The 26,581-nt window shown below is 75.5% G+C and carries 25 protein-coding genes and 1 tRNA gene; 4 read left to right on the forward strand and 22 right to left on the reverse strand.

Annotated elements, in window-relative coordinates:
• Positions 1–17: 17 nt before the first annotated feature.
• From JOE63_RS09380 to JOE63_RS09395, 4 genes are all read right to left on the reverse strand, one after another.
• The gene (locus tag JOE63_RS09380; RefSeq protein ID WP_087471637.1) at positions 18–938 is read right to left on the reverse strand and encodes an ABC transporter substrate-binding protein; all 921 of its coding nucleotides are present in this window, start codon (positions 936–938) and stop codon (positions 18–20) included.
• 96 nt (positions 939–1,034) lie between these two features.
• Positions 1,035–1,769 carry an ABC transporter permease gene (locus JOE63_RS09385; RefSeq protein ID WP_087471638.1) on the reverse strand — a complete coding sequence of 245 codons (735 nt, stop codon included), beginning with the start codon at positions 1,767–1,769 and terminating at the stop codon, positions 1,035–1,037.
• Positions 1,766–2,407 (reverse strand): ABC transporter permease, encoded by a 642-nt coding sequence (locus tag JOE63_RS09390; protein WP_087471639.1) that lies wholly within the window; start codon positions 2,405–2,407, stop codon positions 1,766–1,768. The genes JOE63_RS09385 and JOE63_RS09390 overlap by 4 nt, the downstream gene beginning before the upstream one ends.
• Positions 2,404–3,237 carry an ABC transporter ATP-binding protein gene (locus tag JOE63_RS09395; protein ID WP_204540883.1) on the reverse strand — a complete coding sequence of 278 codons (834 nt, stop codon included), beginning with the start codon at positions 3,235–3,237 and terminating at the stop codon, positions 2,404–2,406. Before JOE63_RS09395 ends, JOE63_RS09390 begins: the two co-directional genes overlap by 4 nt.
• A 248-nt stretch (positions 3,238–3,485) precedes the next feature.
• Between JOE63_RS09395 and JOE63_RS09400 the strand changes: the two genes are divergently transcribed.
• A complete protein-coding gene (locus JOE63_RS09400; RefSeq protein WP_204540886.1) occupies positions 3,486–4,127 on the forward strand; it encodes a LysE family translocator in 642 nt (213 codons plus the stop codon).
• Between the two features lie 68 nt (positions 4,128–4,195).
• On the opposite strand, the gene JOE63_RS09405 is transcribed toward JOE63_RS09400, so the two are convergent.
• The 3 genes from JOE63_RS09405 to JOE63_RS09415 form a co-directional block, all read right to left on the reverse strand.
• Positions 4,196–4,271, reverse strand: a tRNA-His gene (locus JOE63_RS09405).
• A 76-nt stretch (positions 4,272–4,347) separates the two neighbouring features.
• Positions 4,348–5,040, reverse strand: a complete 693-nt coding sequence (gene orn / locus JOE63_RS09410) for an oligoribonuclease (protein WP_087471642.1) — start codon at positions 5,038–5,040, stop codon at positions 4,348–4,350.
• Positions 5,041–5,179: 139 nt separating this feature from the next.
• A complete protein-coding gene (locus JOE63_RS09415) occupies positions 5,180–5,329 on the reverse strand; it encodes a hypothetical protein (protein WP_156533217.1) in 150 nt (49 codons plus the stop codon).
• Positions 5,330–5,542: 213 nt separating this feature from the next.
• Here JOE63_RS09415 and JOE63_RS09420 point away from each other — a divergent pair, with 213 nt between their 5' ends.
• From JOE63_RS09420 to JOE63_RS09430, 3 genes are read left to right on the forward strand one after another with little or no spacing between them, the layout of a single operon-like run.
• A complete protein-coding gene (locus JOE63_RS09420) occupies positions 5,543–6,280 on the forward strand; it encodes a phosphatase PAP2 family protein (RefSeq protein WP_087471643.1) in 738 nt (245 codons plus the stop codon).
• A 43-nt stretch (positions 6,281–6,323) separates the two neighbouring features.
• The gene (locus tag JOE63_RS09425; RefSeq protein WP_204540889.1) at positions 6,324–7,004 is read left to right on the forward strand and encodes an ArsR/SmtB family transcription factor; all 681 of its coding nucleotides are present in this window, start codon (positions 6,324–6,326) and stop codon (positions 7,002–7,004) included.
• Positions 7,001–8,323, forward strand: a complete 1,323-nt coding sequence (locus JOE63_RS09430; RefSeq protein ID WP_087471644.1) for an MFS transporter — start codon at positions 7,001–7,003, stop codon at positions 8,321–8,323. The genes JOE63_RS09425 and JOE63_RS09430 overlap by 4 nt, the downstream gene beginning before the upstream one ends.
• Before the next feature lie 115 nt (positions 8,324–8,438).
• Here the strand turns inward: JOE63_RS09430 and JOE63_RS09435 are convergent, their stop codons facing one another.
• The 15 genes from JOE63_RS09435 to JOE63_RS09505 all read right to left on the reverse strand — a co-directional run bounded on the left by JOE63_RS09435 (position 8,439) and on the right by JOE63_RS09505 (position 26,444).
• Positions 8,439–9,038: an energy-coupling factor transporter transmembrane component T family protein gene (locus tag JOE63_RS09435; protein WP_204540892.1), complete on the reverse strand. Its 600-nt coding sequence runs from the start codon at positions 9,036–9,038 to the stop codon at positions 8,439–8,441.
• The gene (locus JOE63_RS09440; RefSeq protein ID WP_204543602.1) at positions 9,035–9,694 is read right to left on the reverse strand and encodes an energy-coupling factor ABC transporter ATP-binding protein; all 660 of its coding nucleotides are present in this window, start codon (positions 9,692–9,694) and stop codon (positions 9,035–9,037) included. The genes JOE63_RS09435 and JOE63_RS09440 overlap by 4 nt, the downstream gene beginning before the upstream one ends.
• A gap of 152 nt (positions 9,695–9,846) precedes the next feature.
• Positions 9,847–11,040, reverse strand: a complete 1,194-nt coding sequence (locus JOE63_RS09445; RefSeq protein WP_204540895.1) for a thiolase family protein — start codon at positions 11,038–11,040, stop codon at positions 9,847–9,849.
• Positions 11,037–12,500 (reverse strand): class I adenylate-forming enzyme family protein, encoded by a 1,464-nt coding sequence (locus JOE63_RS09450; protein WP_204540898.1) that lies wholly within the window; start codon positions 12,498–12,500, stop codon positions 11,037–11,039. Before JOE63_RS09450 ends, JOE63_RS09445 begins: the two co-directional genes overlap by 4 nt.
• Positions 12,501–12,519: 19 nt before the next feature.
• Positions 12,520–13,203, reverse strand: coding sequence for a biotin transporter BioY (locus JOE63_RS09455; RefSeq protein ID WP_374059015.1), 684 nt, complete (start codon positions 13,201–13,203; stop codon positions 12,520–12,522).
• Between the two features lie 243 nt (positions 13,204–13,446).
• Complete coding sequence (locus JOE63_RS09460) at positions 13,447–14,388, reverse strand: FHA domain-containing protein (protein ID WP_204540901.1); 942 nt, start codon at positions 14,386–14,388, stop codon at positions 13,447–13,449.
• On the reverse strand, positions 14,385–15,668 hold the full coding sequence (locus JOE63_RS09465) for a VWA domain-containing protein (RefSeq protein ID WP_087471648.1): 1,284 nt from the start codon (positions 15,666–15,668) through the stop codon (positions 14,385–14,387). The genes JOE63_RS09460 and JOE63_RS09465 overlap by 4 nt, the downstream gene beginning before the upstream one ends.
• 94 nt (positions 15,669–15,762) lie before the next feature.
• Positions 15,763–17,046, reverse strand: coding sequence for a PP2C family serine/threonine-protein phosphatase (locus JOE63_RS09470; RefSeq protein ID WP_204540904.1), 1,284 nt, complete (start codon positions 17,044–17,046; stop codon positions 15,763–15,765).
• Positions 17,043–19,400, reverse strand: a complete 2,358-nt coding sequence (locus JOE63_RS09475) for a serine/threonine-protein kinase (protein ID WP_204540907.1) — start codon at positions 19,398–19,400, stop codon at positions 17,043–17,045. Before JOE63_RS09475 ends, JOE63_RS09470 begins: the two co-directional genes overlap by 4 nt.
• A complete protein-coding gene (locus JOE63_RS09480; RefSeq protein WP_204540910.1) occupies positions 19,397–20,503 on the reverse strand; it encodes a hypothetical protein in 1,107 nt (368 codons plus the stop codon). The genes JOE63_RS09475 and JOE63_RS09480 overlap by 4 nt, the downstream gene beginning before the upstream one ends.
• Positions 20,500–21,528, reverse strand: a complete 1,029-nt coding sequence (locus JOE63_RS09485; RefSeq protein ID WP_204540913.1) for a glutamate ABC transporter substrate-binding protein — start codon at positions 21,526–21,528, stop codon at positions 20,500–20,502. Before JOE63_RS09485 ends, JOE63_RS09480 begins: the two co-directional genes overlap by 4 nt.
• Positions 21,525–22,871 (reverse strand): hypothetical protein, encoded by a 1,347-nt coding sequence (locus JOE63_RS09490; RefSeq protein WP_204540916.1) that lies wholly within the window; start codon positions 22,869–22,871, stop codon positions 21,525–21,527. The genes JOE63_RS09485 and JOE63_RS09490 overlap by 4 nt, the downstream gene beginning before the upstream one ends.
• Positions 22,868–24,580 carry an AAA family ATPase gene (locus JOE63_RS09495; protein WP_307840016.1) on the reverse strand — a complete coding sequence of 571 codons (1,713 nt, stop codon included), beginning with the start codon at positions 24,578–24,580 and terminating at the stop codon, positions 22,868–22,870. Before JOE63_RS09495 ends, JOE63_RS09490 begins: the two co-directional genes overlap by 4 nt.
• Positions 24,577–25,149 carry a hypothetical protein gene (locus JOE63_RS09500; RefSeq protein WP_239576675.1) on the reverse strand — a complete coding sequence of 191 codons (573 nt, stop codon included), beginning with the start codon at positions 25,147–25,149 and terminating at the stop codon, positions 24,577–24,579. Before JOE63_RS09500 ends, JOE63_RS09495 begins: the two co-directional genes overlap by 4 nt.
• A gap of 77 nt (positions 25,150–25,226) precedes the next feature.
• A complete protein-coding gene (locus JOE63_RS09505; protein ID WP_087471651.1) occupies positions 25,227–26,444 on the reverse strand; it encodes a toxic anion resistance protein in 1,218 nt (405 codons plus the stop codon).
• Between the last annotated feature and the right edge of the window lie 137 nt (positions 26,445–26,581).

Consider the following 26,581-nt stretch of genomic DNA (forward strand, 5'->3'; position numbering starts at 1 on the left):
GGAGAGACCGATCCTCGTCAGGACAGGCCGTTCTCCGACAGCCAGTCCGCCGCGATGTCCTCGGGCGAGCGCTGGTCCTCGGTGGACTCCACGTTCAGGGCGATCAGGCCCTCGGGCGTGAGCGCCGCGCTGACGGGGTTGATGACGTCCGCGATCTCGTCGGCGATGTCCGCGTTGACGAGCGGTACGACGTTCGAGGCGAGGAACAGGCCCTCGGGGTCCTCGAGCGTCACGAGCTTCTCGGTCTGGATGCGCGGGTCGGCGCTGAACACGTTCGCGACGTTCACCGTCCCGGCGACGAGGTCCTGCACCGTCGTGTCACCCGTCGCGACGAACGAGACGTCGACGCCGTACACGTCCTTGAGCCCCTGCGGACCGTAGGGACGCTGCTCGAGCTCCGCGGGACCGCCGAGCGTCAGCGGCACGTCGAGGCCCGCGAGGTCGGCGATGCTCGTCAGGTCGTGCTCCGTGGCGAACGCCTCGGTGACGTTGTACGAGTCCTGGTCGGTCGCGCTCGACTGGTCGAGGACGGTGAGCCCGTCGGGCAGCGCCTCCTGGAGCGCGGCGTACACGTCGTCGGGGGACGTCGCCGTGGTCTCCGGGTCGAAGAACTGCAGCAGGTTGCCCGTGTACTCCGGGAAGAGCTGGACCTCGCCGCTCTCGAGCGCCGGCATGTAGGCGTCGCGCTGGCCGATCGAGAAGTTGCGCTCGACGGTGAAGCCCTTCGCCTCGAGCGCCTGGGCGTAGATCTCGGCGATGATCTCGTTCGAGTAGTACGCCTGGGAGCCGACGACGATGGTGTCGGACGCCGCGCTCCCACCATCGGAGGCCCCGGTGTCGGCATCGAGCGGATCGGACCCGCCGCCGCAGGCGGTGAGCGTGAGGACGGCGGTCGCCGCGGCGGCGACGAGGGCGGCGGTGCGTCGGGTGGTGCGCATGTGTCTGCCTTTCTGAGAGCCGTCCCGGGGACCGGGAGGGACTGGGAGAGGTCGGTCGGGCGGCGGGCGGTGCGACGGGCGGTCGGGGCCCGCGCGTCAGGCGGTGGTCGGTGCGGGGACCCGGCGGCGCCGCCGCCGGGCAGGTTCGTCGTCCGAGGAGCGGCCCGCGGTCACGCCGCGCGGCACGACGACCCGCTGGAGGATCGCGAACAGCGCGTCGAGCACGACGGCCAGGACGACGATGACGAGGGCGGCGCCGAGGATCTGGGAGAAGTCGCGGATCTGGATGCCCTGCACGATGTAGAAGCCGAGGCCCCAGTTGCCGACGTACCCCGCGAGGGTCACCGTCGCGACGACCTGGAGCGTCGCGGAGCGCAGGCCGCCGATGAGCAGCGGGAGCCCGAGCGGCACCTCGGCCCGGAACAGCACCTGCCACCCCGTCATGCCGACGGACCGGGCGCCGTCGACGACGCGCCGCTCGACGGCCTCCACGCCCGCGTAGGCGCCGGCGAGGATGGGTGGGATCGCCAGCAGGACGAACGCCGTCGTGGACGCCGCGATCTTGTGGGTCACGCCGAGGACGAGGACGAGGAGGAGGACGAGCCCGAAGGACGGGACAGCACGGGCCGCGCCCGAGAGGGCGACCGCGAGCTCCCGCCCGCGTCCGGTGTGGCCGATGGCCCAGCCCGCCGGGATCGCGATCGCCGCGGCGATGAGCACCGAGACGAACGTGAACGCGAGGTGGGTCCAGATCGCCTCCGGGAGAGGGAGCGCGCCCGTGAGGCGGTCGGGGGAGAAGATCCAGGCGATCGCGTCGGAGAACAGGTTCATGCGCGCACCGTCCGGGACCAGGGCATGACCGCGCGCCCGGCGAGCACGAGCAGCAGGTCGACGAGCAGGGCGATGACGACGACCGCGACGACGCCCGAGAGGATCTCGGCGACGATCTGCCGCTGGTAGCCGTTGGTGAAGAGGTAGCCGAGGTTGTCGATCCCGATGAGGATGCCGACCGTCGCGAGCGAGATGGTCGACACGGCGGTGACGCGCAGCCCGGCGAGCACGACCGGTCCCGCGAGCGGGAGGTCGACCTGCCAGAAGCGCCGCCACGGCCCGTACCCGACCGCGAGGGCCGCCTGCCGCACCGTCGGGTCGACCGAGGCGAGGGCGTCCGCGACGAACCGGGTCATGATCGCGACGGCGTAGATCGTCAGCGCGACGACCAGGTTCAGCTCGGACAGGAAGCTGATGCCGAGGAGCGGCGGGAGCAGCGCGAACAGCGCGAGCGACGGGATCGTGTAGAGCAGGCCGACGAAGGTGAGCACGAGGCCCCGCGTGAGGCGGAACCGGAACGCGAGCCAGCCCAGCGGGATCGAGACGAGGAACCCGAGCACGATGGGCAGGACGCACTGGCTCAGGTGCTCGACCGTGAGGCGGCCGATGAGGTCGAGGTTGTCCAGGACCCAGGTCATGCGCTGCCCTCGACGTGGTCGTCGACCAGGACGCCCTGCGTGCGGCCGGTGCCGTCCACGAGCACGGTCCCGTGCGCCGTGCGCTTCGTGTGCAGCGCCCGGGCGCCACGCTCCGCCCCGATGAAGCTCGCGACGAACTCGCTCGCCGGGTTCTCGATGATCTCGCTGGGCGACCCGATCTGGGCCACCTGCGCCCCCTTCTCGAGGATGACGACCTGGTCGCCGAGCAGGAAGGCCTCGTCGATGTCGTGTGTGACGAAGACGACGGTCTTCTCCAGCTCGCGCTGCAGCCGGATGGTCTCCGTCTGGAGCTCGGCGCGCACGATCGGGTCGACCGCACCGAACGGCTCGTCCATGAGCAGGATGTTCGGGTCCGCGGCGAGCGCGCGCGCCACGCCGACGCGCTGCTGCTGGCCCCCCGAGAGCTGGCTCGGGTAGCGGTCCGCGAGCCCGCGGTCGAGGCCCACGGTGTCGAGCAGCTCGAGGGCACGGTCGCGCGCCTGCCGGCGCGGCGTGCCCTCGAGGCGCAGCACCGTGGTCACGTTGTCGACGACCTTGTGGTGGGGGAGGAGCCCGCCGTTCTGCAGGACGTACCCGATGCTGCGGCGCAGCTTCACGGGGTCCCGGTCGAGGATGGAGGCGCCGTCGATCTCGATCGTGCCCGACGTGGGCTCCACCATGCGGTTGATCATGCGCAGGAGCGTCGTCTTGCCGCTCCCGGACGACCCGACGAGCACCGTCGTGAGGTGGGGCGGGATCACCAGGTCGAAGTCTGCGACCGCCGCCGTGCCGTCCGGGTACGTCTTGGTGACCGATCGGAACTCGATCATGGGGCGCTGCCTCCCGACAGTCGGTGAACGGCCTCCACCCAACCACGACCGCGGTTCGGCCAGTCAAGCGCAATGCCTCGCGTCTCACAGACCGTACGTCGAACCACCGACACGTCGCACTCGCACCGGTACGTCGGCTTCGCGCCGTCGCGGGCGGTCGCGGGCTGGCGGACGCCACCAGGGCCCACCGCGGGCCCGGTGCGGGGTTCTCCCGTGACGTCCGTCACGCGGAGGCCTATCGTGACGCTGTGCCGCACCTCGACTCGCTCCTCGCCTTCTCGCTCGCCTCGCTGGTGCTCGTCGTGATCCCCGGGCCGAGCGTGCTCTTCGTCGTCGGCCGTTCGCTCGCGCTCGGTCACCGGGGCGGGGTGCTGAGCGTCCTCGGGAACGAGCTCGGCGCGCTGACGCTCGTCGCCGCGGTGGCGCTCGGGGTCGGCACGGTCGTCGCGACGTCCGTCGCGGTGTTCACGGTCGTCAAGCTCGTCGGCGCGGCCTACCTCGTCTACCTCGGCGTCCAGGCGATCCGGCACCGGCGGGAGGGGACGGTCGACGTCGCGGTCGCGCCGCTCCGGGAGCCCTGGTGGCGCGTCGTGCGGCAGGGCTACGTCGTCGGGGTGACGAACCCGAAGACCATCGTGTTCTTCGTCGCGGTCCTGCCGCAGTTCACGGACTTCCACGCGGGACGCGTACCGGCCCAGATGATGGTGCTCGGGCTGGTCTTCACGGTGATCGCGTTCGTGTGCGACAGCGCGTGGGCGCTCGCCGCCGGCGCGGCCCGGTCGTGGTTCGCCTCCTCGCCGAGGCGGCTGAGCGCGGTCCGCGCGACGGGCGGCGGCATGATGATCGGCCTCGGCGGCGTCCTCGCCGTCGCCTCGCACCGGACCGCCTGACACGGACACCGGGCGCCGGGAGACGCGACGAGGGCCGGTCTCCGTCTCGGAGACCGGCCCTCGCCGTCTGGGGTGAGTAACGGGACTTGAACCCGCGACCCCCTGGACCACAACCAGGTGCTCTACCAGCTGAGCTATACCCACCATGACCGGGGCGTGAAGCACCGGCCGTCGAAAAGTGTACCTGGTCCGGGAGGGCCTCCCGGACCGCTTTTCGAGGTCAGGAGTCGGCGGACCCTGTGACCGTGGCCACGGAGGTCCCCGTGTCGGCGTCCGCCGGTCGGGTCCGGCCGCGCGTGACGCTCGTCGCCACGACCTGCTCGGCGACCTTGCGCGCCGTCGCGGAGTCGGGGCCGGGCTGCGGGACGAACACGGCGGCGCGGTAGTAGCGCAGCTCGTCGATGCTCTCGAGGATGTCCGCGAGCGCGCGGTGACCGCCGTGCTTCTCCGGCGACGAGAAGTACGCCCGCGGGTACCAGCGGCGCGAGAGCTCCTTGACGGAGGACACGTCGATGATCCGGTAGTGCAGGTGGCTCATGAGCGCGGGCATGTCGCGGTCGAGGAAGCCCTTGTCGGTCCCGACGGAGTTGCCGGCCAGCGGTGCCTTGCCCGGTTCGGGGACCCACGCGCGGACGTAGTCGAGGACGCGCTGCTCGGCCTCGGCGAGCGTCAGGCCCCCGTCGAGCTCGTCGAGCAGCCCGGAGGTCGTGTGCATCTGGCGGACGAAGTCGCCCATCTGCTCGAGCGCCGCGGCCGGGGGCCGGACGAGGACGTCGACCCCGTCACCGAGCACGTTGAGCTCGGAGTCGGTGACCACGGCGGCGACCTCGACGAGGGCGTCGGCGCCCAGGTCCAGCCCGGTCATCTCGCAGTCGATCCAGACGATGCGTTCGTTCGCGTTCACAGGACTCACGGCCCACAGCCTAACCGGGGTGCGCACGACGAAGGCCCCGGCTGTCCGGTCCACCAGGGTCCGGACGGTCGGGGCCTTCGACGAGGTGCGCCGCCGCCTGTCGGGGAGGGTCCCCGGCCCGGCGAGCGGTCGGTGCGCGTCATGCGGTCCGGCGCGGCAGGCGGGCCTGCCGGGTGTTCGCCGGGACGCGGGTCGTGGTGCGGCGCAGCTGCGACCGGCGCAGGGTCTGCTCCTGCAGCTGCTCGCGACGGCTGAGGGCCGCCACGTCGTACGTGATCAAGGGATGCATGGTTCTGCTCTCGTGACGCTGGGTTCGTGGGTCTGGCCGGACCCTCCACCGCCCGGTACGGACCGGACGGACGTCACCGCGGTGTGGGTACATACGACCACGGTCGTCGTGGGCGGTGCATCCCTTTTTCGCCACGAGCGTCGGGTCGTGCCCCGGTGCCCGACGGCGGACGGTCGCGCTGCGTCGTCGGCCCGCCGTGCGTAGCCTCCGGGGATGAGCGCGGGGGAGAGGCGGGCGGGCGGGACGTCGGGCGGCACGTCCGTGCGCGAGGTCCTCGCGGCCGTGTGGCCGGGCGTGCTCCTGGTGCTCGCCGGGGTCGCGGGGTTCGTCCTCCTCCTCGACGCGGTCCGCGAGCAGGACGACCTGTGGCGGCTCGACGAGCCGCTGCTCGCGTGGATGGTCGCGCACCGCACCCCGGTCGTGACGGGTGTCCTCACGGTGGTCACGACCGTGTCCGGCCCGTTCGTGCTGCCCGTCCTCGTCGCGGTCGGCTGCGTGGTGTGGGCGCGGCGCACGGGGACGTGGTGGGAACCCGGTCTGCTCGCGGGGGCCATGCTGCTCGCGACGCTCGTCTCGACCGTGCTCAAGGCCGTGATCGCCCGGCCGAGGCCCCCCGACGTGTCGATGGTCGTCGCCGGGGTCGAGCGCTCGTTCTCGTTCCCGTCCGGTCACACGATCGGTGCGGCGACGCTCGTCCTCGTCGGCGGCTACCTCGTGTGGCACCGCCACCACGACGCGGGGGTCCTCGCGGTCTGGGCGACCGCTTCCGTGCTCGTGATCGGCGCCGTCGCGGTGAGCAGGCTCTACCTCGGGTACCACTTCCTCACCGACGTCCTGGCGGGGTTGTCGCTCGCCGTGGCCGTGCTCGGCGTCGTGGTCGTGGTGAGCCGTGCCCACGACCTCGTGGTCGCGCGCCGAGAGGTTCCGGGAGAGGCGACCGATCGTCGCTAAAGAACTATTGCGCAAGAAGTCTTTCGTGAAATAGGGTGGCGGCATGAGCACGCCAGCCGACCCTCCCGCCAGCTCGCCGGACGACCAGGCGGCGCCGGACGACCCGGCCGCGGCCGCGTCGTCGGGACCCCTCCCGCGCGGCCCGCGGCCCGAGCCCGGGCAGGTCGTCGCCCGCGACCCGGCGACCATCCGGGCGCTCGCCCACCCGCTCCGCCTGCGGATCCTCGCGCTGCTCGACGACGAGGGCGAGGTGACCGCGACGCGGTGCGCCGAGGTCACGGGCGAGTCCGTCGCGAGCTGCTCCTTCCACCTGCGGATGCTCGCCAAGTACGGGTACGTGGAGCCGGCGGGGCGGCGTGGCAAGGAGCGGCCCTGGCGCTCGGTCGGGCGGGGGCGCCAGACCACGTTCGACCCCGACGTCCCGGAGACGCTGCACGCGGCCGGCGCGGTCGCGAGCCTCATGATCGACCAGGAGGCCGCGCGCGTGCGGACGTGGCTCGCCGGCGCCGTCTCCGACGACCCGCAGTGGCTCCTCGCCTCCACCATGACCGGCGCGTCCTTCTACGCGACCCGCGAGGAGCTCGACGCCCTCGCCCGCGAGGTCGAGGCGCTCACCGACCGGTTCCGGGGGCGCTGGGACGACCCGTCGCTCCGTCCCGAGGGTGCGCGCCGTGCGCGCCTCTTCTCCGTCGTCAACGCCGATCTCCCGGAGGCACCCCGATGAGCGCGACCCCCGAGCCGAGCGCCGTCACCGCCCAGCCCGCCCCCGAGGACGCACCCGGGGCGGCGCCGGAGCCCGGCACCGAGACCGTTCCCGGCGCCGTCCGTGACGAGGCCCCGGACCCCCGCGCCGCGCTGCGGTCCCGCCCGTTCCGGCTCCTGTCGGTCGCGTGGGGGTTCACGAACTTCGCCGACTCGGTCCTCGCGATCATCCTCGCCGTGTGGGTGAAGGACCTCACCGGGTCGAACGGCGCCGCGGGGCTCGTGTTCGCGGCGCTCGGCCTGCCGGCGCTGGCGTCCCCGCTCCTCGGGCAGCTCGCCGACCGGGTGTCGCGGCGACGGATGCTCGTCGTCACGTACCTCGTCGGTGCCGTGAGCCTCCTCGCCCTCCTCGCCGTCCGTGGGCCGGAGCAGGTCTGGCTCGTGTTCGTCGTGACGGTGGTCTACTCGGGCGTCGGGTTCGCGACCGCGGCGGCCCAGGCGGGCCTCGTGCGGGACATGCTGCCGGACGAGGCGATCGCCCCCGCGAACGGCCGGCTCACGACGATCGACCAGGTCTTCCGCCTCCTCATGCCGGTCGTCGGCGCGGGCGCCTACGCGCTCGCGGGCGCCTGGCCGCTCGTGATCGCCGCCTCGGTCGCGTTCGCCGTCGCGGGCACGGTCATCGGCCGGATCCGGCTCGTCGAGACGCCCCCGACCCCGGCCGCCGAGCGCGAGCCCTACCTGGCGGAGCTGACGGCGGGCTTCCGCCACCTCGTGCGGACCGCGCCGCTCGGCGTGCTCACCCTGGCCATGCTCGTGGCGTTCGCCGGGGTCGGGCTGCTCAACGCGGTCAGCCTCGCGATCGTCGAGGACGGGCTCGGTCTGGCCCCGGAGCTGCTGGGTCCCATCTCCTCGGTCCAGGCGCTCACGGCGATCGTCGCGGGGCTCACGGCCGCCCGTCTCGTCGCCCGCTGGGGCGCGCAGCGGCTCGTCGCCCTCGGGCTGCTGGTGCTCGCGCTCGGCATCGTGCCCGCGACGGGGACGAACGTCGTGGCGATCGTGCTCGGGCTGGGCGCGGTCGGGCTCGGCGCGACGTGGTCCATCGTCGGCTTCGTCACCGAGCGGCAGCTCCGCACGCCCCCGGGTCTCCAGGGGCGCGTCGCCGCCGCCAGCCTGCTGCTGGTCAACGTCCCGCAGCTCGTGCTGACCGTGGTGGGCGCGGCCCTCGTGGGCGCCGTCGACTACCGCGCCCTGCTCGTCGTGACCGTGGTCGGCATCCTCGTCGCGGCGGTCGTCTCGCTCCGCGGCCGCCGCGCCACCGGCGAACCTGCGGCCCGATGAGAGCGCCCTCTCCGCGAGGGAGAGGCCTGGGATGGCGAGGCAGAGGTCCGGTCCTGACCACGGCGCTACCTCGCGAGAGCAGGGCTCTACCTCGGCACGACGGCGCGTGGACGTGTCAGTCGTCGAGGCCGCGGGCGCGCAGCGCGTCGCCGAGCGCGTCGGCCTGGCGCAGGGCGCCGACGACGAGCGGGACGGCGTAGGCGCGGACGTCGTGCTCGCGGCCCCGGGCGCGGCACGCGTCGCGCACGCGCTGCGCCAGCGCGGCGACGACGGGGACGCAGCGCACGGCGAGCGACAGGACGAGCGCCGCGCGGTCGACGTCGACGCCGAGGCGGCGCAGCGGTCGCAGCCCGCGCTCGATCGCGGCGAGGACGGCGGACGTCCGGGTCGTGAGCAGCACGAGCCCCGCGAGCGCGACGAGCGCGACGAGCCGGGTCGTGAGCACGACCGCCGGCACCGGCCCGAGGGCGAGCCACTGGACGGCGAGGAGCACCGGCACGACGAGGCGCAGGGGGCGCACCTGCTCCCACGCCGCCCGCCACCCCACGCCCGCGACCGCGTAGAGCGCGCCGACGACGAGGACCACCGCGCAGACCCCCGCCGGCGACGACACGAGGAGCACGACGGCCGACGCCGCCGCCAGCACCGCGAGCTTGGCCCCGGCCGGGGCGCGGTGCAGGACCGACGACCCCGGCCGGTAGGTGCCCGGGGTCACGACGCCCCGTCGACGAGGCGCAGGTAGTGCGCGACGGCGGGGCCCGGCTCGTCGTCCGCGACGACCCGGCCGCCCTCGACGACGAGCACGCGGTCCATCGCGTCCATGAGCGACAGGTCGTGCGAGACGAGCACGACCTGCTGGGGCAGCGCCGCGAGCTCGGCGGCGAACCGTCGCGTGTTGCGCAGGTCGAGGAGCGTCGTGGGCTCGTCGGCGACGACGAGCCGCGGACCGGCGGCGAGCACGGACGTGAGCGCGAGGAGCTGCTTCTGCCCGCCCGAGAGGAGGTGCGCGGGGTGGTCCGCGTGGTCCGCCAGGCCGCGCCGGGCGAGAGCCGCCCGCACGAGGGCGTCGCGCTCGGCCGTTGCGTGGCGACGCAGCGAGTACGCGACGTCCTCCGCGACGGTCGGCATGACGATCTGGGCGTCCGGGTCGGTGAACACGAACCCCACGCGCCGCCGGACCGCCGCGCCGTCGCGGCGGGTGTCGAGCCCGTCGACCAGGACGCGGCCGGACGTGGGCACGACGAGCCCGTCGAGCAGGCGCGCGAGCGTGCTCTTGCCCGAGCCGTTGGCCCCGACGATCCCCACGCGCCGCTCGCGCAGCTCGAGGTCGACCCCGCGCAGCACGTGCCGCTCGCCGAGGCGCACGTGCACGTCCTCGAGCCGGAGCGTGCAGCCGGACCCGGCGGCCTCCGGGTCGGGCGTGCCCGGGGCGCCGGTCGCGGGGGTCGTGGGCGTCTCCGCCGGTGCGGTCGGGGCACCCCCGACGGCGTCTCGTCGTCGCAGCCGGGCCCGGGCTCGCGCGATCACCGGACGACCTCCAGCACGGTCGCGACACCCAGCCCGCCGCCGACGGCGGCCGTCGCGAGGCCGAGCGTCCCGGCCGGCGCACCCGCGCGGACGAGCCGGGAGAACAGCCGCACGACCGACACCGCACCGCTCGCGCCCCACGGGTGCCCGAGCGCGAGCGCGCCGCCGTCGGCGCAGACCCGTGCGTCGTCGTCGGGGTCGCCGAGCGGGTCGAGGCCGAGCGCGTCGGTCACCGCGAGGACCTGCGCGGCGAACGCCTCGACGACCTCGACCGCCGCGACGTCGTCCAGCCGCGCGCCCGCGCGGTCGAGCGCGGCGCGCACCGCGGGGACAGGACCCCACCCGGGCAGCGCCGGGTCGCAGCCGACCGTCGCCGACGCGAGCACGCGCAGGCCAGGGACCCCGAGGCCGCGGCGGACGCGCTCGGGCACGACCGCGACGGCCGCCGCGCCGTCGCTCACGGGGCTCGCGGTCGCGGCCGTGACGGTGCCGCCGGGTGTGAAGGCCGGCGACAGCCTCACGAGCACCGCGGGGTCGAGGTGCCGTGCCCGCTCGTCGCGCGCGAGCGCCCGGCCCGGCGCGCCGACCCGGACGGTCTCGGCGCTGAACCGCCCGCCCGCGTGCGCGGCGAGGGCGCGCGCGTGGCTGCGCACCGCGTACGCCTCCTGGCGCTCGCGGGTCACGCCGCGGCGGCGCGCGAGCGCGTCGGCGGCCGCCCCCATGCCCGGGTCGGCCCACGGCGTCGGAGCGAACGCCGCGCGCGCGTACGGCACGTCGCCCCACGGCGTGCGGTGGGCGCGGGCCGGGGCGCGCGACGCGCTCTCCGTCCCGCCCGCGAGCACGAGACGGGCCTCGCCGGCCCGGACCTGCTGCGCGGCGAGGAGCACGGCCGCGAGACCGGAGCCGCACTGGCGGTCGACCGTGAGGCCGGGGACGGCGACGCCGAGGCCCGCGGCGAGCGCCGCGGTGCGGGCGACGTTCCCGCCCGGCCCGGTGCAGCACCCCAGCACGACGTCGGCGACGTCGGCCTCGAACCCGAGGGACCGCGCGTCGTCGAGGGTCGCGCCGAGCGCCCCGGCCGCGAGGTCGACCTCGGCCAGCGACCGGTGCCCGTGCCCGGCCGTCCCGACCCACGTGCGGCGCGCGGCCACGACCACGGGTGCGTCCGCCCACGCCCCGGGCGCGGTCATCGCAGCGGCTCCAGGCCCGACCGAGCGGGCTCGGTCCCGCGCAGCGCCTCGCTCACGGCACCGCGCGCGGGCTTGCCCGACGGGGTCCGGGGGAGGGCGCGCGTGCCGTACCAGCGCCGGGGCCGCTGCGCCGGGGCGAGGGCGGCGCGCGCGACGCGCTCCAGGTGGGCGCGCAGCCCCGGCCGGTCGTCGCACTCCACGACCGCGCTCACGACCGCCCCGAGGCGACGGTGCGCGGTCCCGAGCACGACGACGTCCCGGACCCCCGGCACGGCGCGCAGCACGACCTCGACGTCCTCGGGCACGACGGTCGACCCGCCGGTGAGGATCGCCCCGTCCCCGCGGCCGCGCAGCACGAGCCCGCCGGACGCCGACGAGGGACCGGCCGGAGCCGGGGGTTCGGGCACGGGGTCGGCGAGGTCGCCGACGGTGCTCCACGCGCCGTCGCGGCGCAGGGGGCCGGTGGCGCGCGCGAGGTAGCCCCGCGAGACCCAGGGCGAGCGGACCCAGACCTCGCCGACGCTCGCCGCGGGCAGGGGTCGCACGGCCAGGTCGACGCCGGGGAACGCGCGCAGCCCCGACCCGTCCGGGTCGTAGGCGACGAAGGACAGCTCGACGGCGCCGTAGTACGCGAGCACGTCGATGCCGAGCGCCGCCGCGCGCGACCGCGCTTCCGGGGCGAGCGACGCGCCGCCGACGACCGCGTGCCGCAGCCGGGACGGCGCTCCTGCGGCGACGGCGTCGAGCACGTCGTCGAGGACCTGCGGCACGAGGTGCACGACGTCGCTGCTCGCGAGCGCGGAGGTCGTGGCCGCCGGGGTGCGCGTGAGGTACGCGCACGCGCCGACCGCGAGCGTGTGCACGGCGGCGAAGCAGTAGAGCGAGGACGCGAGCGGCCCCGGGACGAGGACGGTGTCGGCGGGGCTCAGGCCGAGGAGCCGCGTGACGTCGTCGAACGACCCCGCCCACGACGCGCGCGTGCGCACGACGGCGCGCGGCCGGCCCGTGCTGCCCGACGAGAACCCCGCCCACGCGAGGTCGTCCGGGGCGGCCACGTGGCCCGTGCCGGGGCTCGCACCCCCCTGCGGGGCGAGCCCCGGCACGAGGTCGGGGAGGGCACCGGTCCCGCGCGGCAGCGGCACCTCGACGAACGTGCGCGGGGCGAGCGTGCGCAGCACCTCCGCGCGGTGCGCGCGCGGCCACGCCGGGTCGCACACCAGCGGTGTCGCGCCGGCGTGGTCGGCGGCGAGCACCGCGGTCAGCTGGTCCAGCGGGTCGGGCAGGGACACGGCGACGAGGTCGCCAGGGCGCGTGCCCGTCGCGCTGAGGTGGGTCGCGCCGGCGCGCACGTCCGCGGCGAGCGCGGCGTAGGTGCGCGACCGCTCAGGGGTGCGCAGGGCGGGACGGTCGCGCACCGCCGGGTCGGCGGCGTGCGTCAGGACCTGGTGGGCGACGGGCACGCGCACACTCTCGCAGGTGTCAGGAGGCGGTACGGTCGGCGACCGCGGGACGGCCCGTGGACCGGCCCGACCGGCGCGCGGCCGGGTAGGCCCGCACCACGCCGACGGTGATCGCCGCGGCGGCCAGCGCCTTGAGGACGTCGCCCGGGAGGAACGCGAGGGAGAGCTGTGCCGTCGTCGCGAGCGGCACCCCCGTGACGGCCGACTGGACGGGCACGCCGCACGCGTACACGACCGCGATCCCGCCCACGAGGCACGCGACGAGCACACCGACGAACGTCACCCGGCGCAGCCGGTCGACGAGCCAGCCCACGACCGCCGCCCCGACGAGGAAGCCGAGCAGGTAGCCGGCGGACGGGCCGACGAACGCTCCGAGGCCGCCGCGCCCGCCCGCGAGGACGGGGAGCCCCGCCGCCGCGAGCGCGAGGAACGTCGCGACGGCGAGGGCGCCGCGCCACGCACCGAGGATCGTGCCGGCGAGCATGACGCCGAGCGTCTGGAGGGTGATCGGGACGGCGTTCCCGAACAGCGCCACCGAACCGGGCATCCCGAGCGCGGCGATCAGCGCCGCGAAGGTCGCGACGCGCGCGGCGTCGCCCGCGTCGAGCGCGAACCCGCTCCGGTGGGCGGGTCCCGCGTCGGCGCTCGTGGTGCGGGCGGGCGTCGGGGTCGTGGTCACGGTGTCGTGCGGGGCGTCGGTCACGTGCGGCTCCTCGGTCGGGGTCGGGCTGCGGCGACCGGCTCCCCCTGCGGGTGACCTCCTGTCGCCGACCCCACTCTCCCGTCCCCGCCGCCCGCAGGGCGACGCGCGGCGCGACCACGCCGTCCGCGGATCGTTGCCGGTTCGCACAACCCGTTGGAGGTTCCGCACAACCCGCGGGACGCGCGACGACGCCCCGCCCGGAGGAAACCTCCAAGCGGGGCGTCGGTCGTGCGGGGGAGCGGGTCAGACCTCGCCCGGGAGCGCCTTGCGGACGACGAGGCGCGTCCACGCGCCGAGGTACACGCGGTCGCCGTCGGACAGCTCGCGTCGCTGCCCGGCGGGGATCGGGTCGGTGGGGAGCGGCTCGCCCGCGGGGCTCACGTACGTCCCGTTCGACGACTGCAGGTCCTCGACCCACCACCGCTGGCCGTCCGTGCTGAGCTGGCAGTGCCGGCGGGAGACGCCCGTGTCCGCGCCGCAGTCGACCTGCGGGTGGATGCCGCGGGAGACCGACGGGCGCCCGACCAGCACGCTGCGCTCGCGCAGCACGACGAGGCCGGGCAGGCCCGCCGAGGGCATCGGGTCCTCGGGCTGCTGCGCCGTGTACCAGTCGGGGTCGATCCAGATCTCCACGACCCACTGGTCCGGCCCGGGGACCGGTGGCGTCGGGAGGTGGGTGCCCGACGTCGTCGGCTCGCCCGGCCCGGCAGGCTCGCCCGCGGTGCCCGGGCCCGGGGCGGGCAGCGGGGGCGGGGTCGACGCCGACGGGGTCGACGCCGCAGGGGCTGCCGCAGAGGTCGGCAGCGGGGGCGGCGTGGACCCCGAGGGCGTGCCCGCCGCGGACGGCACGGACGGCGCAGACGTCACGGGCGCGGGCGGCGTCGGGCGCGACGGCGGGTCGAGCGAGAGCGCGGACGGCGGGTCGACCGGGTCGGGCAGCGCGCCCGTCGTGAAGTCGTAGCCGCAGTTCTCGCAGAACAGCGCCCCGCCGGGCGCCGGCGACCCGCAGTTCGGGCACTGGACCGGCTGCGCGGCGGCGGACGCCGGGGCCGCGCCGGGTGCGGGTGTCGCCCCGCTCGCCGTGGGCGCGGGCGGGGACGACGCCGCGCCGATCGGCTCGCCGCACACGTCGCAGTAGTCGGTCGACTCCGACGGGTGCCCGTTGGGGCAGACGACGGCGCTCACCGGCGGACCCGGGTCGTCTTCGTCGAGGCGGTGTCGAGGGCCATCTCGTCGAGGGTCGAGGTGTTCCGCTTGAGGCGCACCGTCCCCTGCTCCTCGTTGTCGATGTCGACGACCTTGCGCAGCCGCGACGTCGCCTCCTCGTTGCCCGTCTGCTGTGCGAGCTGCACGGCGCGTCCGAGCTTGACGGTCGCCGTCGCCTCGTCGCCCGAGGCCTTGGCCGCGAGGCCCTCCTGGATCGCCGCGGCGAGCTCGGTCTGACCCGTGTAGTGCGCGACCTCGGGGTTGATGCGCGTGGTGAGCGACTCGTCGTCGGACCACTTGGCCTTGACCAGGCCGGAGGAGACGACCTCGCCGTTCACCGCGAGCTGGACGCGCGCCGCGAGCTGTTCGGAGCCGACCGGCTTCGAGGCGACGCGCACGGCGACGTGGTAGTCGCGCGACTCGTCGCCCCACGAGCCGGTCGGGTAGGAGCCGGTGAGCGGGTTGACGTCGGCACGGCGGTGCGTGAGGTCCTCGACGGTCGGCGCGACCTGACGCACGAACAGCACCTGCGATCCCTGCGGGGCCCACACGCGCAGGTCGGCCGAGGCCACCCCGCGGGCCATGGACGCCTGCATGAGCGTCTCGAAGTCGGCCGCGATCTCGTCCGGGTCCGCGATGAGGCCGACCGAGCCGAGCAGCGCGGTCGAGATCTCGCGCAGCTCGTCGACCTGCCAGCGCGAGCCGACGCCGCGCGCGTCGCACTGGAAGTGCCCGGTGACGTCGCGGACGGCGGCGGAGAGGTTCGCGCGCGGCTCCGACTCGTTCTTGCCGTCCGTGAGGAGGATCGCGTGCCGCTGCGCCGCCTGCGGGACCGTCGCGAAGAGCTGGTCCGCGAGGCGCAGCCACGTGCTCATCGCCGTGCCGCCGCCGGGCGTGAGCATCGAGATCGCGCGCTTCGCCTCGGCGCGCGCGCCCGGCTCCATCTGGACCATCGCCATGCGCGCGTTCGGGTACGGGAAGACGCGGTTGGCGACGTGGCTGCCGCCGACGATCGCGAACCACGTGCCGTCGAGGATCTGGTCCACGGCCACCTGGGCGGCGTGCTTCGCGGCCTCCATGTTCCGGCCCGACATCGACCCTGACGTGTCGACCATGATGATCTCGGCGACCCCGCCCGCGCCGCCGACGCTCCCCGCGCTCCCGGCCCCCGTGCACGTGACGGTGACGATCGCGTGGACGTCCGTGGCGCCCTCGGACAGGAACTCGTTCTGGTAGACCTCGGCGGCGAACTCGGCCATGGGGGCTCCTTCGGTGGTGCGGGTGTTCGTGCAGGCTATCGGGTCGTGGGCGGGTCGTGCGTGGGTGGGGTCGCACCGCGGCGCGCGGCCCCCGTCAGGTCGTGGGGATCGTCGTCTCGAGGTCCGGGTCGAGCTCCGGGGACGCCGGGGCCGACGACCGGTCGAACCGCGCGAGCGTCGCCGTGATGTTGTCCCGGCCGCCCTGGGCGTTCGCCCAGTCCACGAGCGCGCCCGCCACCGTCTGCGGGTCGTGCCCGACCCGCTCCTGGGTGGAGTGGAGCAGCGCCGCGAGCTCGCCGGCGGGGGAGCAGTAGTTCCACAGCCCGTCTGAGCACACCAGCACCCAGCCGTCCCGGTCGGGGAAGGTCGCGGCGGTGCGGGCGACGGGGTCCGGGGCGTCGGGGCCGAGCCAGCGCGTGATCGCGTGGGCCTGCGGCGAGCTCTCGGCCTGGGCACGGGGGATGCCCTGCGCCATCATCTCCTGCGCCCAGGAGTCGTCGACGCTGAGCTGGTGCGCCTCGCCCGTGTCCGGGATCCAGTAGGCACGCGAGTCGCCCACCCAGCCCGTGACGACGAGCGGGCCGTCCACGACCGCCGCGACGAACGTGCACGACGGCGGGTTCTCCCGGTCGGCCATCGCGCCGACGGTCGTCAGGATCGCGTCCTGCGCGGCCCGCGACGCGTTCGCGACGAGCGCCGACCAGGCGGCGACCCGCGCCGTCGGCTCGCCGACGACGGGGGAGGTGCCCTCCGGGGCGCCCGCGGCGAGCAGGTCGCGCGCCGCCCGCGCGGCCGCGAGGCTCGCGACGTCGGAGTCGGGTGCGGAGGAGACCCCGTCGCACACGACGAGCGCGGCGAACGCGCGGTCCGCGGCCGCGGACGGGCTCGCGGCGAGCGCCATCGCGTCCTCGTTGCGGGAGTGCCGCACGCCGCGGTCGCACACGCCGGCGACCCACGTCGCGGGCCGCTCGGCCCAGTGGTCCCGCTCGGACGCGGCCGGCTCGCCGCACTCGGTGCAGTACCCGTCCTCGGCGACGCGGCCCCCGCACCGCACGCACGGCCGGGTACCGGGGTCGGTCGCGCCGTCGCCCGGAGCCGTCCCGCCGCTCACCGGGTCCGGGTGCGAGCCGTCCGTGGGTGCGGCCGGGCCGTCCGCCGGCGTGAGCCGAGCCGCCACGGGATCGACCGCCGCGCCGTCCGTCGCGTCGCCGGCCGGGGGGAGCGGGGCGAGCGGCGTGCCGCACGCCTCGCAGAACCGCGCCCCCTCGGGCGAGGGTTCGCCGCACGCGGGGCACGCGAGCACCCCGGCCGACGCCGGGAGCGCCTGGTCCGGGACGGCCTGGTCAGGCACGGGTGAGGGGGTGGGGGCGTCGCTCATCGGACCGTCCACCGCCGCACCTCGTTGGCGCGGTCGACGAGCGTGATGCGCTCGTCGCGCGAGTCCGAGAGCGCCGCGAGCTCGCGGTACGCACCCTCGAGCGCGTCGCGCAGCGCGGGCTCGTCGGCGGGGACCCCCGCGATCCGCGTCGTCGGCTCGGGCCCGGACCGCGTGACGGTCTCGAGCGCGGAGCGCAGCACGCCGACGGAGAGCTCGGCGCGCTCGCGCGGCGCGATCGACACCGCGGCGACGCTCGCCATCGCGTCGGCGAGCGCGGGCAGGCCGCGCCCCGACTCGGCGAGCAGGTGCGCGCGCAGGGTGCGGGACTCGACGTACGACCCGCGGGTCGGCCCGACGAGGTCGAGCGCGTGCAGGGCGCCGTCGAGGTCGCCCCGCGCCTCGCGGATCCGCATGAGGCCGAACGCGGCGGGCGCCGTGTAGTTGGCGTCCGTGCGTGCGCAGATCACGTAGAGCGACTCGGCGATGTCCGGCTCGGCGCTCAGCTCGCAGGCCGCGGCGAGCGCGAGCTTGGGCGCGAGCTCGCCGGGCACCTGGCCATAGACCGCGTTGAACGACGCGCGCGCGGCGACCGGGTCGCCCTGGGCGAGCTCGCCCAGGCCGCCGAGCCAGGCGGCTCGCCACTCCCACGGGTCGTCGGCCAGGATCGTGCCGATCGTGCCGCGCAGCACGTCGAAGCGGCCCGCCTCGATCGCCGCGCGGGCGCGCGCGAGGTGCACCTCGACCGTGTCCTCGGGCGCGTCGGCGAGCGCGGCGAGGCGCGCGTCCGGGTCGACGACGTTGACGCCGGCGAGCCAGCTCGCCATCGGGTCGTGGTCGTCGCGGCGCAGCGTGGGGAGCTCGTCCCACGCGAGCGGACGGGCCGCCACGTCGGCGACCGGGGCCTCGAACAGCACCGACGCCGCCGAGTGCAGCGCCGGGCTGCCCGGGCCCGCGTCGGCGGCGACGACCTCGCGCAGCACCCCGAGGAGCTGGGTGCGCATCTCGTCGGCCGTCGCGAAGCGGTCCGCCGGGTCGAGCGCGCACGCCTTGGCGAGCAGCCGGTAGAACGAGTCGTACCGCTGGAACACGGGAGTGTCCGCGACCGGGGGCAGCGACGCGACGTACGTCGTCGTGTTGCCGCGGAAGTCGAGGACGAGCGTCGCGAGCGTGCGGCCGATCGTGTAGATGTCGGAGGCGATCGACGGGCCGACCTCGGCGACCTCGGGCGCCTGGTACCCGACGGTCCCGAAGATCGCCGACGTGAGGTCGTCGCTGCGCCGCACGCCGCCGAGGTCGATGAGCTTGACCCCGTCGCCCTGCTGGATGACGTTCTCCGGCTTGAAGTCGCAGAACAGCAGGTTGTGGTCGTGCAGGTAGGCGAACGCGGGCAGGATCGCGAGCACGTAGGCGAGCGCCTGGTCCACCGGCATCGGGTCGATCGCGCCCTTGTTGGCGTCCCGGCGGTCCTGGAGGATCTCCTTGAGCGACTCGCCGCCGACGTACTCCATGACGGTGTAGCCGGCGCCGTCGTGCATGGCGAAGTTGTAGATCTCGACGATGAGCGGGTGCTCGACCTCCGCGAGGAACTGCCGCTCGGAGATCGCGGCCGCGTAGGCGTCCGGGTCGCCCGAGTTGAGCAGGCCCTTGAGCACGACCCACCGGCCCGACACGTTCTGGTCGCGGGCCAGGTAGATCCAACCGAGGCCGCCGTGCGCGAGGCAGCCGACCACCTCGTACTGCCCGCCGACCAGGTCGCCCGGGGAGAGCTGGGGCGTGAAGTCGAAGCGGTTGCCGCAGTGGGGGCAGAAGCCGGACGTGCGGCCGGGCTGCCCGTCGCGGCCGCGGCCGACCTTCTCGCCGCACGCGGGGCAGTAGCGCTTGCGCTCCGCGACCTCGGGCACCGCCATGACGGACTGCAGCGGGTCGCGCGCGGGGACGGACGGGACGGTCGTCAGCCCCGCGCCGAGGCCGCGACCGCGCAGGCGCGTCGACGACGTCCCGACGCGACGCGTGGCCTTCGAGCCGGTCGCGGCGGTGCGCGCCGAGCCGAGCGCGGCCGTCGCGAGACGGCTCGAGCTCGTGCGGCCCGTGCGCGTCGAGCGCTCGGCGTCGGGGTCCGGGCCCGCGGTCGCCCCGGTCCCGGGGCGGCCCTGGACGAACCCGGTTCCGAGCATCGCGGACGGCGACGCGGCGGCGGCGGTGCCCGGCGCCGGCGCGCCGGTGGTGCCGGTCGAGGTCCCCGTCGGCGTGCCGCCGGAGCCGCCCGCAGGCGTGCCGCAGACGTTGCAGTAGCCGTCCTCGATGCTGCCCGGGCAGCCGGGCTCCGAGCACGGGACGGTCGCGGTGGTGGTCACGACGACGCTCCTTCCGGGGTGGGCAGGTCGCGGGTGAGGAACTGGTACTGCTCGACGAGGAAGCGGGCGAGCGTCACGTCGCACGGGACGGCCTCGACGGCGTCGCGCGCCTCGGCGTGGCCGGAGCGCACGGTGGGTGACGCGGAACGCCCGTTGGCCTCGGCCTTCGCGGCCAGCCGCTCCAGGCTGTAGCGCAGCTCGGCGCGGGCGCGCAGGGGGCGGGTGTAGGCGTCCTCGACGGTCTCGACGGCGCGCGCGACGGTCGCCAGGCGCGCCGTGTACGCGTCGAGCTCGAAGCGGGAGTCGGGGACCGGGCCGAGGCGGGAGACGTCGGGGACCGCGAGCCGTGGCGGGTGCGCGATCTCGCGCCGGCACCGCGCGACGAGCTCGCGCAGCGCGGGCTCGCGCGCCTCCAGCGCGTCGCGCTGCTCCTCGGTGCGGGCACGGTCGCGGCGCAGCTCGCGGCGCTGCGCCGACGCGACGATGAGGTCGCGCTCGGCGCGCGCGACCTCGGTCTCGAGCTCCGCGAGCGGGCCCGAGACGTCGGCCCCGCGCGCGGCCTGCGCGACGAGGTGGTCGAGGCGTCCGCGCAGGGTCTCGACGCGCCCGCGCGCGTCCGCGTCCGCGCCGGCGAGGTCCTCGCAGCGCACGAGCTCGGCGCGCACGCCGCGCAGCCGCGCGACCTGGTCGGCCGTGTGCGGGTCGAACGACAGGCGCGTGCGCAGCTGCACGACGAGCGCGTCGCACAGCTTCACCGCCTCCACCAGCGAGACGAGGGCGGCGCCGGAGCCGGAGTCGAGCCGGCCCCAGACGAGCTGGGAGATCTTCTCGCGCGCGACGGCGTCGGCCCGGCCCGAGTCCCAGACGGGCCGGATCTCGTCCGCGCGCGAGCGGATCGCCTGCCAGAGGGACAGCGCGAGCACGAGGTCGGCCGTGTAGACGTCGGGCGTCGCCGCGGACTGCGCGGCGGCGTCGAGCCGGTCGAGCTCCGTGCGGCGCTCGTCGAGCCAGGTCTCGAGCGCGGCGAGGTACGCCAGGAGGTCGGCGGCGGGGATCGCCTCGCCGAGCCGTCCCGGCGCCTCGGGTGCGGTCGTGCGGGTCACGGCGTGCGGCCGTACACCGCGGTCGGCGGGGTCGGGGCCGGGCCGAGGCCGCCGAGCCACTCGCCGTAGATCGCGGCCCAGCGCCCGTCGGACTTCATCTGCTCCAGCACGCCGTTGACGAACCGCACCATGTCGACGTTCTGCGCGGGGACGCCGATGCCGTAGGGCTCGTCGCTGATCGCCTCGCCGACGACCTTCGCGTACGGGTCCTGGGCCGCGAAGCCCGCGAGGATCGTGTCGTCGCCGGTGATCGCGTCGACCTTGCCCTGCTGGAACAGCACGAGGCACTGCGTGTGCGTGGTCGCCGGGACGGGCTCGATGCCGGAGAACTGCTCGAGGCGCGTGAGCGTCGTGGTGCCCTCGGGCGCGCACACGCGCTGGCCCTCGAGGTCCGCGATCCCGTTCGCGGTCGAGTCGCGCGTGACGAGCACCTTCTGCCCCGCGTGGTAGTACTCCGCGGAGAACGCGATGGACTCCCAACGCTCGCAGTTGATGGTGAACGCGCGCGCGACGAGGTCGACCTCGCCGTTCTCGAGCACCTCCAGGCGCTGGCCCGAGGTGATGACGCGGAACTGGAGCCGGTCGGGGTCGCCGAAGATCGCGCGCGAGATCTCGTGCAGCACGTCGATGTCGAAGCCCTCGATCTGGCCCGACAGCGAGTTGCGCGCGCCCATGAGCAGCGTGTCGGCCGAGACCCCGACGACGAGGGAGCCGCGGTCGCGGATCGCGGCCATCGTGCTCCCGCCGGGCAGGGCGTCGGGACCGGGCAGAGCGCCCTCGGGCGCGTACGAGGCCAGGGGGTCCGCGCACTCCGCGGGCGCGGCAGGCGCTGCGGGCGCCTCCTCCGCGGACTCGTCCTGCGGCGCCTCCGTGAGCCGGAGGTCGTCCGCGCCGGACGGCCCCGAGCACGCGGCGAGCGCGAGCACCGCGGCGAGCGCGCCGGCGACGACGCCGGTGCGGCGCCGGTAGGCCCCGGCACGCCGGCTCCGGGCGGACCGGTCGGGGGTCGCGAGCGTCGTGGTCACCGGTACTCCTCCAGTCGTGCGGTCACGCCGCGCCACGCGAGCAGGGCGGCGACCAGGCCCGCGGCCAGCAGGAGCCAGCCCGCGACGGTCGCGGTCGTCGCCGCGCCGTCGAGCCGCTGGCTCGTCGCGGCCGCGTTCGTCTCGATGTCGTCGCGCGCGGACGCGGAGAACGCGTCGAACGCGGCGTTGGGGCTCTCGGGGTCCGTCGTCGTGGCGAGCGCCACGGCGTCGTCCCACTGGCCCGCGTCGTCCAGCGCGCGGATGTCCGCGTGCCGGGTCACCCACGCGTCGAGCGCCTGCGCCGTCGACCCGTCGAGGATCCCCTCCGACGCCGCGGTGTCGAGCCGCGCCGTGGCGTCGTCGGTCGCCGTGACGAACGCCTCCTCGTACGCCTGCCCGGACCCGCGCTTGATGAGCGTGAACGCCTCCATCGACTTCGCGTCGTTCGCGAGCGAGTAGGCCTGGGACGCGGCGAGCGTCGCGGCGTACGGGCCGGTGCGCACGTCCTGCGCACGCGAGCTCGCCTGGGCCAGCAGGACCGTCGACACGATGCCGACGACGAGCACGACGGCGGTGGCGACCGCGAGGCCGACGTTGAGCACGCGGTGCGTGCGGCGCGCGAGCCACACCTGGCTCACGACGAGCACCGCGAGCGCCACGAGCCCGCCCGCGAGCACCCACAGCGCGTTGCGGACGCCCGAGAAGTCGGCGGCGACGCGGTCCGCGTCGTCGAGCACGACCTCGTCGAGCGCCGGGAGCATCTGCTCGCGCAGGATCGTCGACGCCTGGTCGAGGTACGCCGATCCGACGGGGAAGCCCTGCCGGTTGTTCGCGCGCGCCTGCTCGACGAGCCCGGTGTAGACCGTGAGGTCGGCCGCGACCTGGCCGAGCAGCTCCGCGTCGCCCTCGTTGCTCCCGGAGAGCGTGGCGAGGCCGCTCGCGGCCTGGTCGACGAGGTCGTCGTACCGGGCGCGCTGGTCCGCCGGCTCCAGGCCGCCGACCAGGAACGCGCCGGTGGCCGTCGCGTCCGCGGCGACGAGCGCGTTGCGGACCTCCTGGACGCCGACGAGCTGCGCGGTGTCCTCGCTCGCGGCCTCGAGCGCCCGGGACTGGACGCTGCCCGCCTGGAAGCCGAGCACGCCGAGCGCGACGGCGGCGAGCACGCACAGCGCCATGACGAGCCGCAGCTTGCCGGGCGTGCGGCGCAGCGCGCCCCGGGCGCGGGACACGCCGGCGCTCGGGGCGCCGGCCGGGGCGCCGGCCGGGCCGGGCGCGCCGCCCGGCGCGGGGCCGCCCGCGGGGACGATCTGCTGGCCCGCAGGGCGGACCGGGGTGGTCGTCATGCGTTCTCCTCGGCGGTGGAGGGGGCGGTCTCGGGCGCGTCGTCGGACGCGACGTCGGGGGACGGCGCGTCGTCGGTGGGCGCGTCCGCGGTGGGGGCGTCGTCCGGGGCGTCGTCGGGATCGGGCGGGTCGAGGGTGGCGAGGAGCGCGGGGGCGCCCTCACCGTCGACGACGTCGACCGGCAGCAGGAGGCGGAGCTCGTCGATCGTCGGTGCCTCGGTGTCCTTGAGGCGCCACGCGTGGCGCGCGATCGCGCCGTCGAGCACGTTGCGGGCCCAGCGCGCGTTGCCGAAGCCCTCGGTGCGCGGCTGCGCCGCGGCGAGGCGGGCGAACACGTCGAGGGCCTCGGGCGTGGGCTCGAAGTCGGACCTCGCCGCCATGCCGGCGAAGATGTCGCGCAGCTCGGCGTCGGCGTAGTCCTCGAACGTGATGGTCGTGGAGAACCGCGACTCGAGGCCGGGGTTCGTCGCGAGGAAGTCGGCCATCGGCCCGGGGTAGCCCGCCACGATGACGACGAGCTCGTCGCGGTGGTCCTCCATGTCCTTGACGAGCGTGTTGATCGCCTCGGCGCCGTACTGGTCCTCCGCGAGCCCGTACGCCTCGTCGACGAACAGCACGCCGCCGAGCGCGGTCGCGACGACCTCGGACGTCTTGACGGCGGTCTGCCCGAGGTAGCCCGCGACGAGCTCGGAGCGGTCCACCTCGACGAGGTGGCCCTTCTCGAGCAGCCCGAGCGCCCGGTAGATCCCCGCGACGAGGCGCGCGACCGTCGTCTTGCCCGTGCCGGGGTTGCCGAGGAACACGAGGTGGCGCGTCAGCGTCGGGCGGGTCAGGCCGGCCTCCGTGCGCAGCTTCTCGACGCGCAGCAGCTCGGTCTGGCGGTGGATCTCGTCCTTCACGCGGGTGAGCCCGGTGAGCGCGTCGAGCTCGGCCAGCAGCTCCTCGATCGACCGCGGAGGCTCCTCCTCGGCCGCGGCCTCGGTGGTCGTCGCCGCCTCGGACCGCGTGGCCGTGGCGTCGGCGCCGCCCGTGGGCGCGCCGCCCGGCGCGGCGGGCGCGTCGGACGGTGCCGCGGCCGGGCGCGCACCGAGCGCGTCGAGGATGGACTCGACCGACGGGACCTCGGGCGCGGGGCGGCGCAGGCCGTCGAGCGAGCCCTGCGCGGCGAGCAGGTCGCCGAGGTCGAACGGGTCCGCCCCGCCGGTCGACGGGCGCGCGGCGAGCGGCCCGCCCGCGGCGGGCAGCGCCGTCGGGCCCGACGGCGCGCGACCGGCACCCGGGAAGGCTGCCGGGGCCGGCACCGGGGCGCCGCCCGACTGCTGCACCGCGGCGGTGGCCGCGGCGACCCCGGCCACGTGCGGGCCGGGGGAGCCGAGGTGCGCGGCTGCGCGCGCGACGTCGGCGAGCGCCTGCCCGTACGCGGCGGCGTGCTTCGAGCGGGCCGCATCGAGCGCGGCGAGGACGTCCGAGGGCGACGTGCGCCAGCGCCGGGCGCTCGACGCGGCCGTGAAGAACGCGCCCGTCGCGGCGGGGTCGTGCCCGAGCGCGGCGAGCCACGCGGCGGGTGCCCCCGGGGAGGACTCGGCGACGGCCGCCGCGAGGCGGGCACCCTCGTCGCGCGCGGCCTCCTCGTCCACGCCCGCGGCGCGCGCCGCGGCGTCCAGCGCGTCGAGCGCCGCCGCGAGGCTCGGGGTCACCTGGCCGGTCACGGTGCCTCCAGTCGTCCGGGCTCCGACGTCGAGCCGCTCGGCGGCTGGGGCGTGCCCTGGCCGGCCCCGGGGTCGAGCGCGATCGACGAGTCGCGGAACTTCTCCGCCAGGAACGCGCCGTGCGCGACGAGCGCCGCGGCGTCGGCGCGCGAGACCGCGTCGGAGATCTTGTCGAGCGTCACGCCGAGCAGGTCGAGCTGGTCGCACAGCAGCATGAGCGACGTCTTGCCCTGCGCGACGACCCGCCGGTCGGCGAAGTCGCGCGGCAGGCGCAGGTAGGCGCCGACCGCCTCGGGCAGGTAGCTCGTGGCGGTCGCGACGACGGTGTGCGCCTGCTGCGACCCGCCGCCGAGGCGGTCGAGGCGCGGCACCATCTCCTCGACCGTGCCGGTGATGCGGTGCACGCGCGCCGTGACGGCCGGCGGTACCCGCCCCTCGATCTGCTGCTCCACGCGCTCGACCGACGCGAGGATCTCGGTCGACGTCGGCGGAGCGGGCAGCTCGAGCGCGGGCTCGGGCGCGGGGGACCGGCCGCCGAGGCGGCCGATCACGTCGGAGAACCAGCCCATCTAGCTCGGGGTCCGATCTGTGGTGCGGGGAGCGGCGGTCAGGCCGCGGGAGGACGGGGGGCGTACCTCGCCAGGGGTCACAGACGCCCGATGTCGAGCGAGCCGTTGCCGACCTGCGACTGGTCCGAGCGGCGCGCACGGTCGAGGTACTCGTTCGCCTTCGTCGTCTCGGTCTCCAGCACGCCGATGGTCTGCGCCATCGAGTCGAGCGCCTGCGTCTTGAACGTCGAGATCGAGTCGAGCGTCGCGTAGATGTTGGCGAACGCCTGCTGGAGCTGGGGGAGGCCGACCGTCGCGCTCGCAGCCTGCTGCTGGATGCTCGCCGACTGGTCGGCCAGCATCTTCGAGGTCGAGGCGATCATGTTCGACGTCGTCGTGTTGAGCGCCGTGATCTGGTCCAGCACGAGCTTCTGGTTCGCGAGCGCCTGCGCCACGATGACGGCCGTGCGCAGCGCCGAGACCGTCGTCGTCGTCGCGCGGTCGACGCCCTTGATGAGCTCGACGTTGTTCTTCATGATGATGTCCATCGCGAGGTAGCCCTGGATGGACACCGCGAGCTGCGTGAGCAGGTCCTGGTGCTTCTGGCGGACGTAGAACAGCACGTCCTCGCGCAGCGCCTGGGCGCGCTCCGGGTCGCTCGCCTCGAGCTCGGCGATCTTCGTCGAGAGCTCGGTGTCGAGCCGCTCCGCGATGAAGATGTACTGGTTGAGGCGCGCCATCGAGTCCCAGAGGTTCTGCTTCTCGAGGTTGAGCGCGGCGTTGTCCTTGCGGAGCTCGTCCTGACCGTTGTAGAGCGACTGGACGATCGCGTTGAGCTGCTTCTGCGAGCTCTCGTAGCGGCGGAAGTAGTCCTGGAGCTTCCCGCCGAACGGGATGAGGCCCAGGAACTTCTTGCCCATGCTGGCCTCGCTCGGGTCGAGGTCCTCGACCGTGCGGCGCAGCTCGAGCAGCGACTTGCTCACCTTGGAGCTCTCGGAGACGCCGCCCTCGCGCAGCTCCCGGACCGGCATCTCGAGCATGCGGTTCGAGACGTCGGACGCCGCACGGATGTCCTTGTCGCCCATCTTGCGGATGTCGTCGGCCTTCGCCGCGAACTCGGGCGAGCGCGTGTCCGTCGCGAGGAGCTGGTCGAGGTACGAGGAGACCTTCGACTGAAGTCCCGGGATCGCGGCCTCGTCCACGCGCGGCGCGAGCGACGGCGCCTGCGTGGTGGCGACGGGCTTGACGGGCTCCGGGGCGCTGAGCGTGAGCGTCTCCGTCGGAGCGGGGGGCTGGAGCGGTGCTGCCTCGGTCATGTCTGTCCTTCGCTCGTGCGTGCCGTCGGACGCCGTCGGTGGCGGGTGGGGGCGGCTCTCGCGAGCTCCCCCTCGACCCGGGCGAACCGGGCGGAACCGGCCTGCGCCGGTCGGCCGAGTATATCTACGGCGGGTGG

Source organism: Cellulosimicrobium cellulans (genome assembly GCF_016907755.1).
GTDB lineage: Bacteria > Actinomycetota > Actinomycetes > Actinomycetales > Cellulomonadaceae > Cellulosimicrobium > Cellulosimicrobium cellulans_D.

Excerpts from the sequence above, each read along its gene's own strand:
- JOE63_RS09470 (WP_204540904.1), bottom strand. The coding sequence starts at position 17,046 with ATGAGCGACGCCCCCACCCCCTCACCCGTGCCTGACCAGGCCGTCCCG.
- JOE63_RS09490 (WP_204540916.1), bottom strand. The coding sequence starts at position 22,871 with ATGACGACCACCCCGGTCCGCCCTGCGGGCCAGCAGATCGTCCCCGCG.
- JOE63_RS09415 (WP_156533217.1), bottom strand. The coding sequence starts at position 5,329 with ATGCATCCCTTGATCACGTACGACGTGGCGGCCCTCAGCCGTCGCGAG.
- JOE63_RS09380 (WP_087471637.1), bottom strand. The coding sequence starts at position 938 with ATGCGCACCACCCGACGCACCGCCGCCCTCGTCGCCGCCGCGGCGACC.
- JOE63_RS09430 (WP_087471644.1), top strand. The coding sequence starts at position 7,001 with ATGAGCGCGACCCCCGAGCCGAGCGCCGTCACCGCCCAGCCCGCCCCC.
- JOE63_RS09505 (WP_087471651.1), bottom strand. The coding sequence starts at position 26,444 with ATGACCGAGGCAGCACCGCTCCAGCCCCCCGCTCCGACGGAGACGCTC.
- JOE63_RS09390 (WP_087471639.1), bottom strand. The coding sequence starts at position 2,407 with ATGACCTGGGTCCTGGACAACCTCGACCTCATCGGCCGCCTCACGGTC.
- JOE63_RS09500 (WP_239576675.1), bottom strand. The coding sequence starts at position 25,149 with ATGGGCTGGTTCTCCGACGTGATCGGCCGCCTCGGCGGCCGGTCCCCC.
- JOE63_RS09465 (WP_087471648.1), bottom strand. The coding sequence starts at position 15,668 with ATGGCCGAGTTCGCCGCCGAGGTCTACCAGAACGAGTTCCTGTCCGAG.
- JOE63_RS09395 (WP_204540883.1), bottom strand. The coding sequence starts at position 3,237 with ATGATCGAGTTCCGATCGGTCACCAAGACGTACCCGGACGGCACGGCG.
- JOE63_RS09445 (WP_204540895.1), bottom strand. The coding sequence starts at position 11,040 with ATGACCGCGCCCGGGGCGTGGGCGGACGCACCCGTGGTCGTGGCCGCG.
- JOE63_RS09420 (WP_087471643.1), top strand. The coding sequence starts at position 5,543 with ATGAGCGCGGGGGAGAGGCGGGCGGGCGGGACGTCGGGCGGCACGTCC.
- JOE63_RS09425 (WP_204540889.1), top strand. The coding sequence starts at position 6,324 with ATGAGCACGCCAGCCGACCCTCCCGCCAGCTCGCCGGACGACCAGGCG.
- JOE63_RS09385 (WP_087471638.1), bottom strand. The coding sequence starts at position 1,769 with ATGAACCTGTTCTCCGACGCGATCGCCTGGATCTTCTCCCCCGACCGC.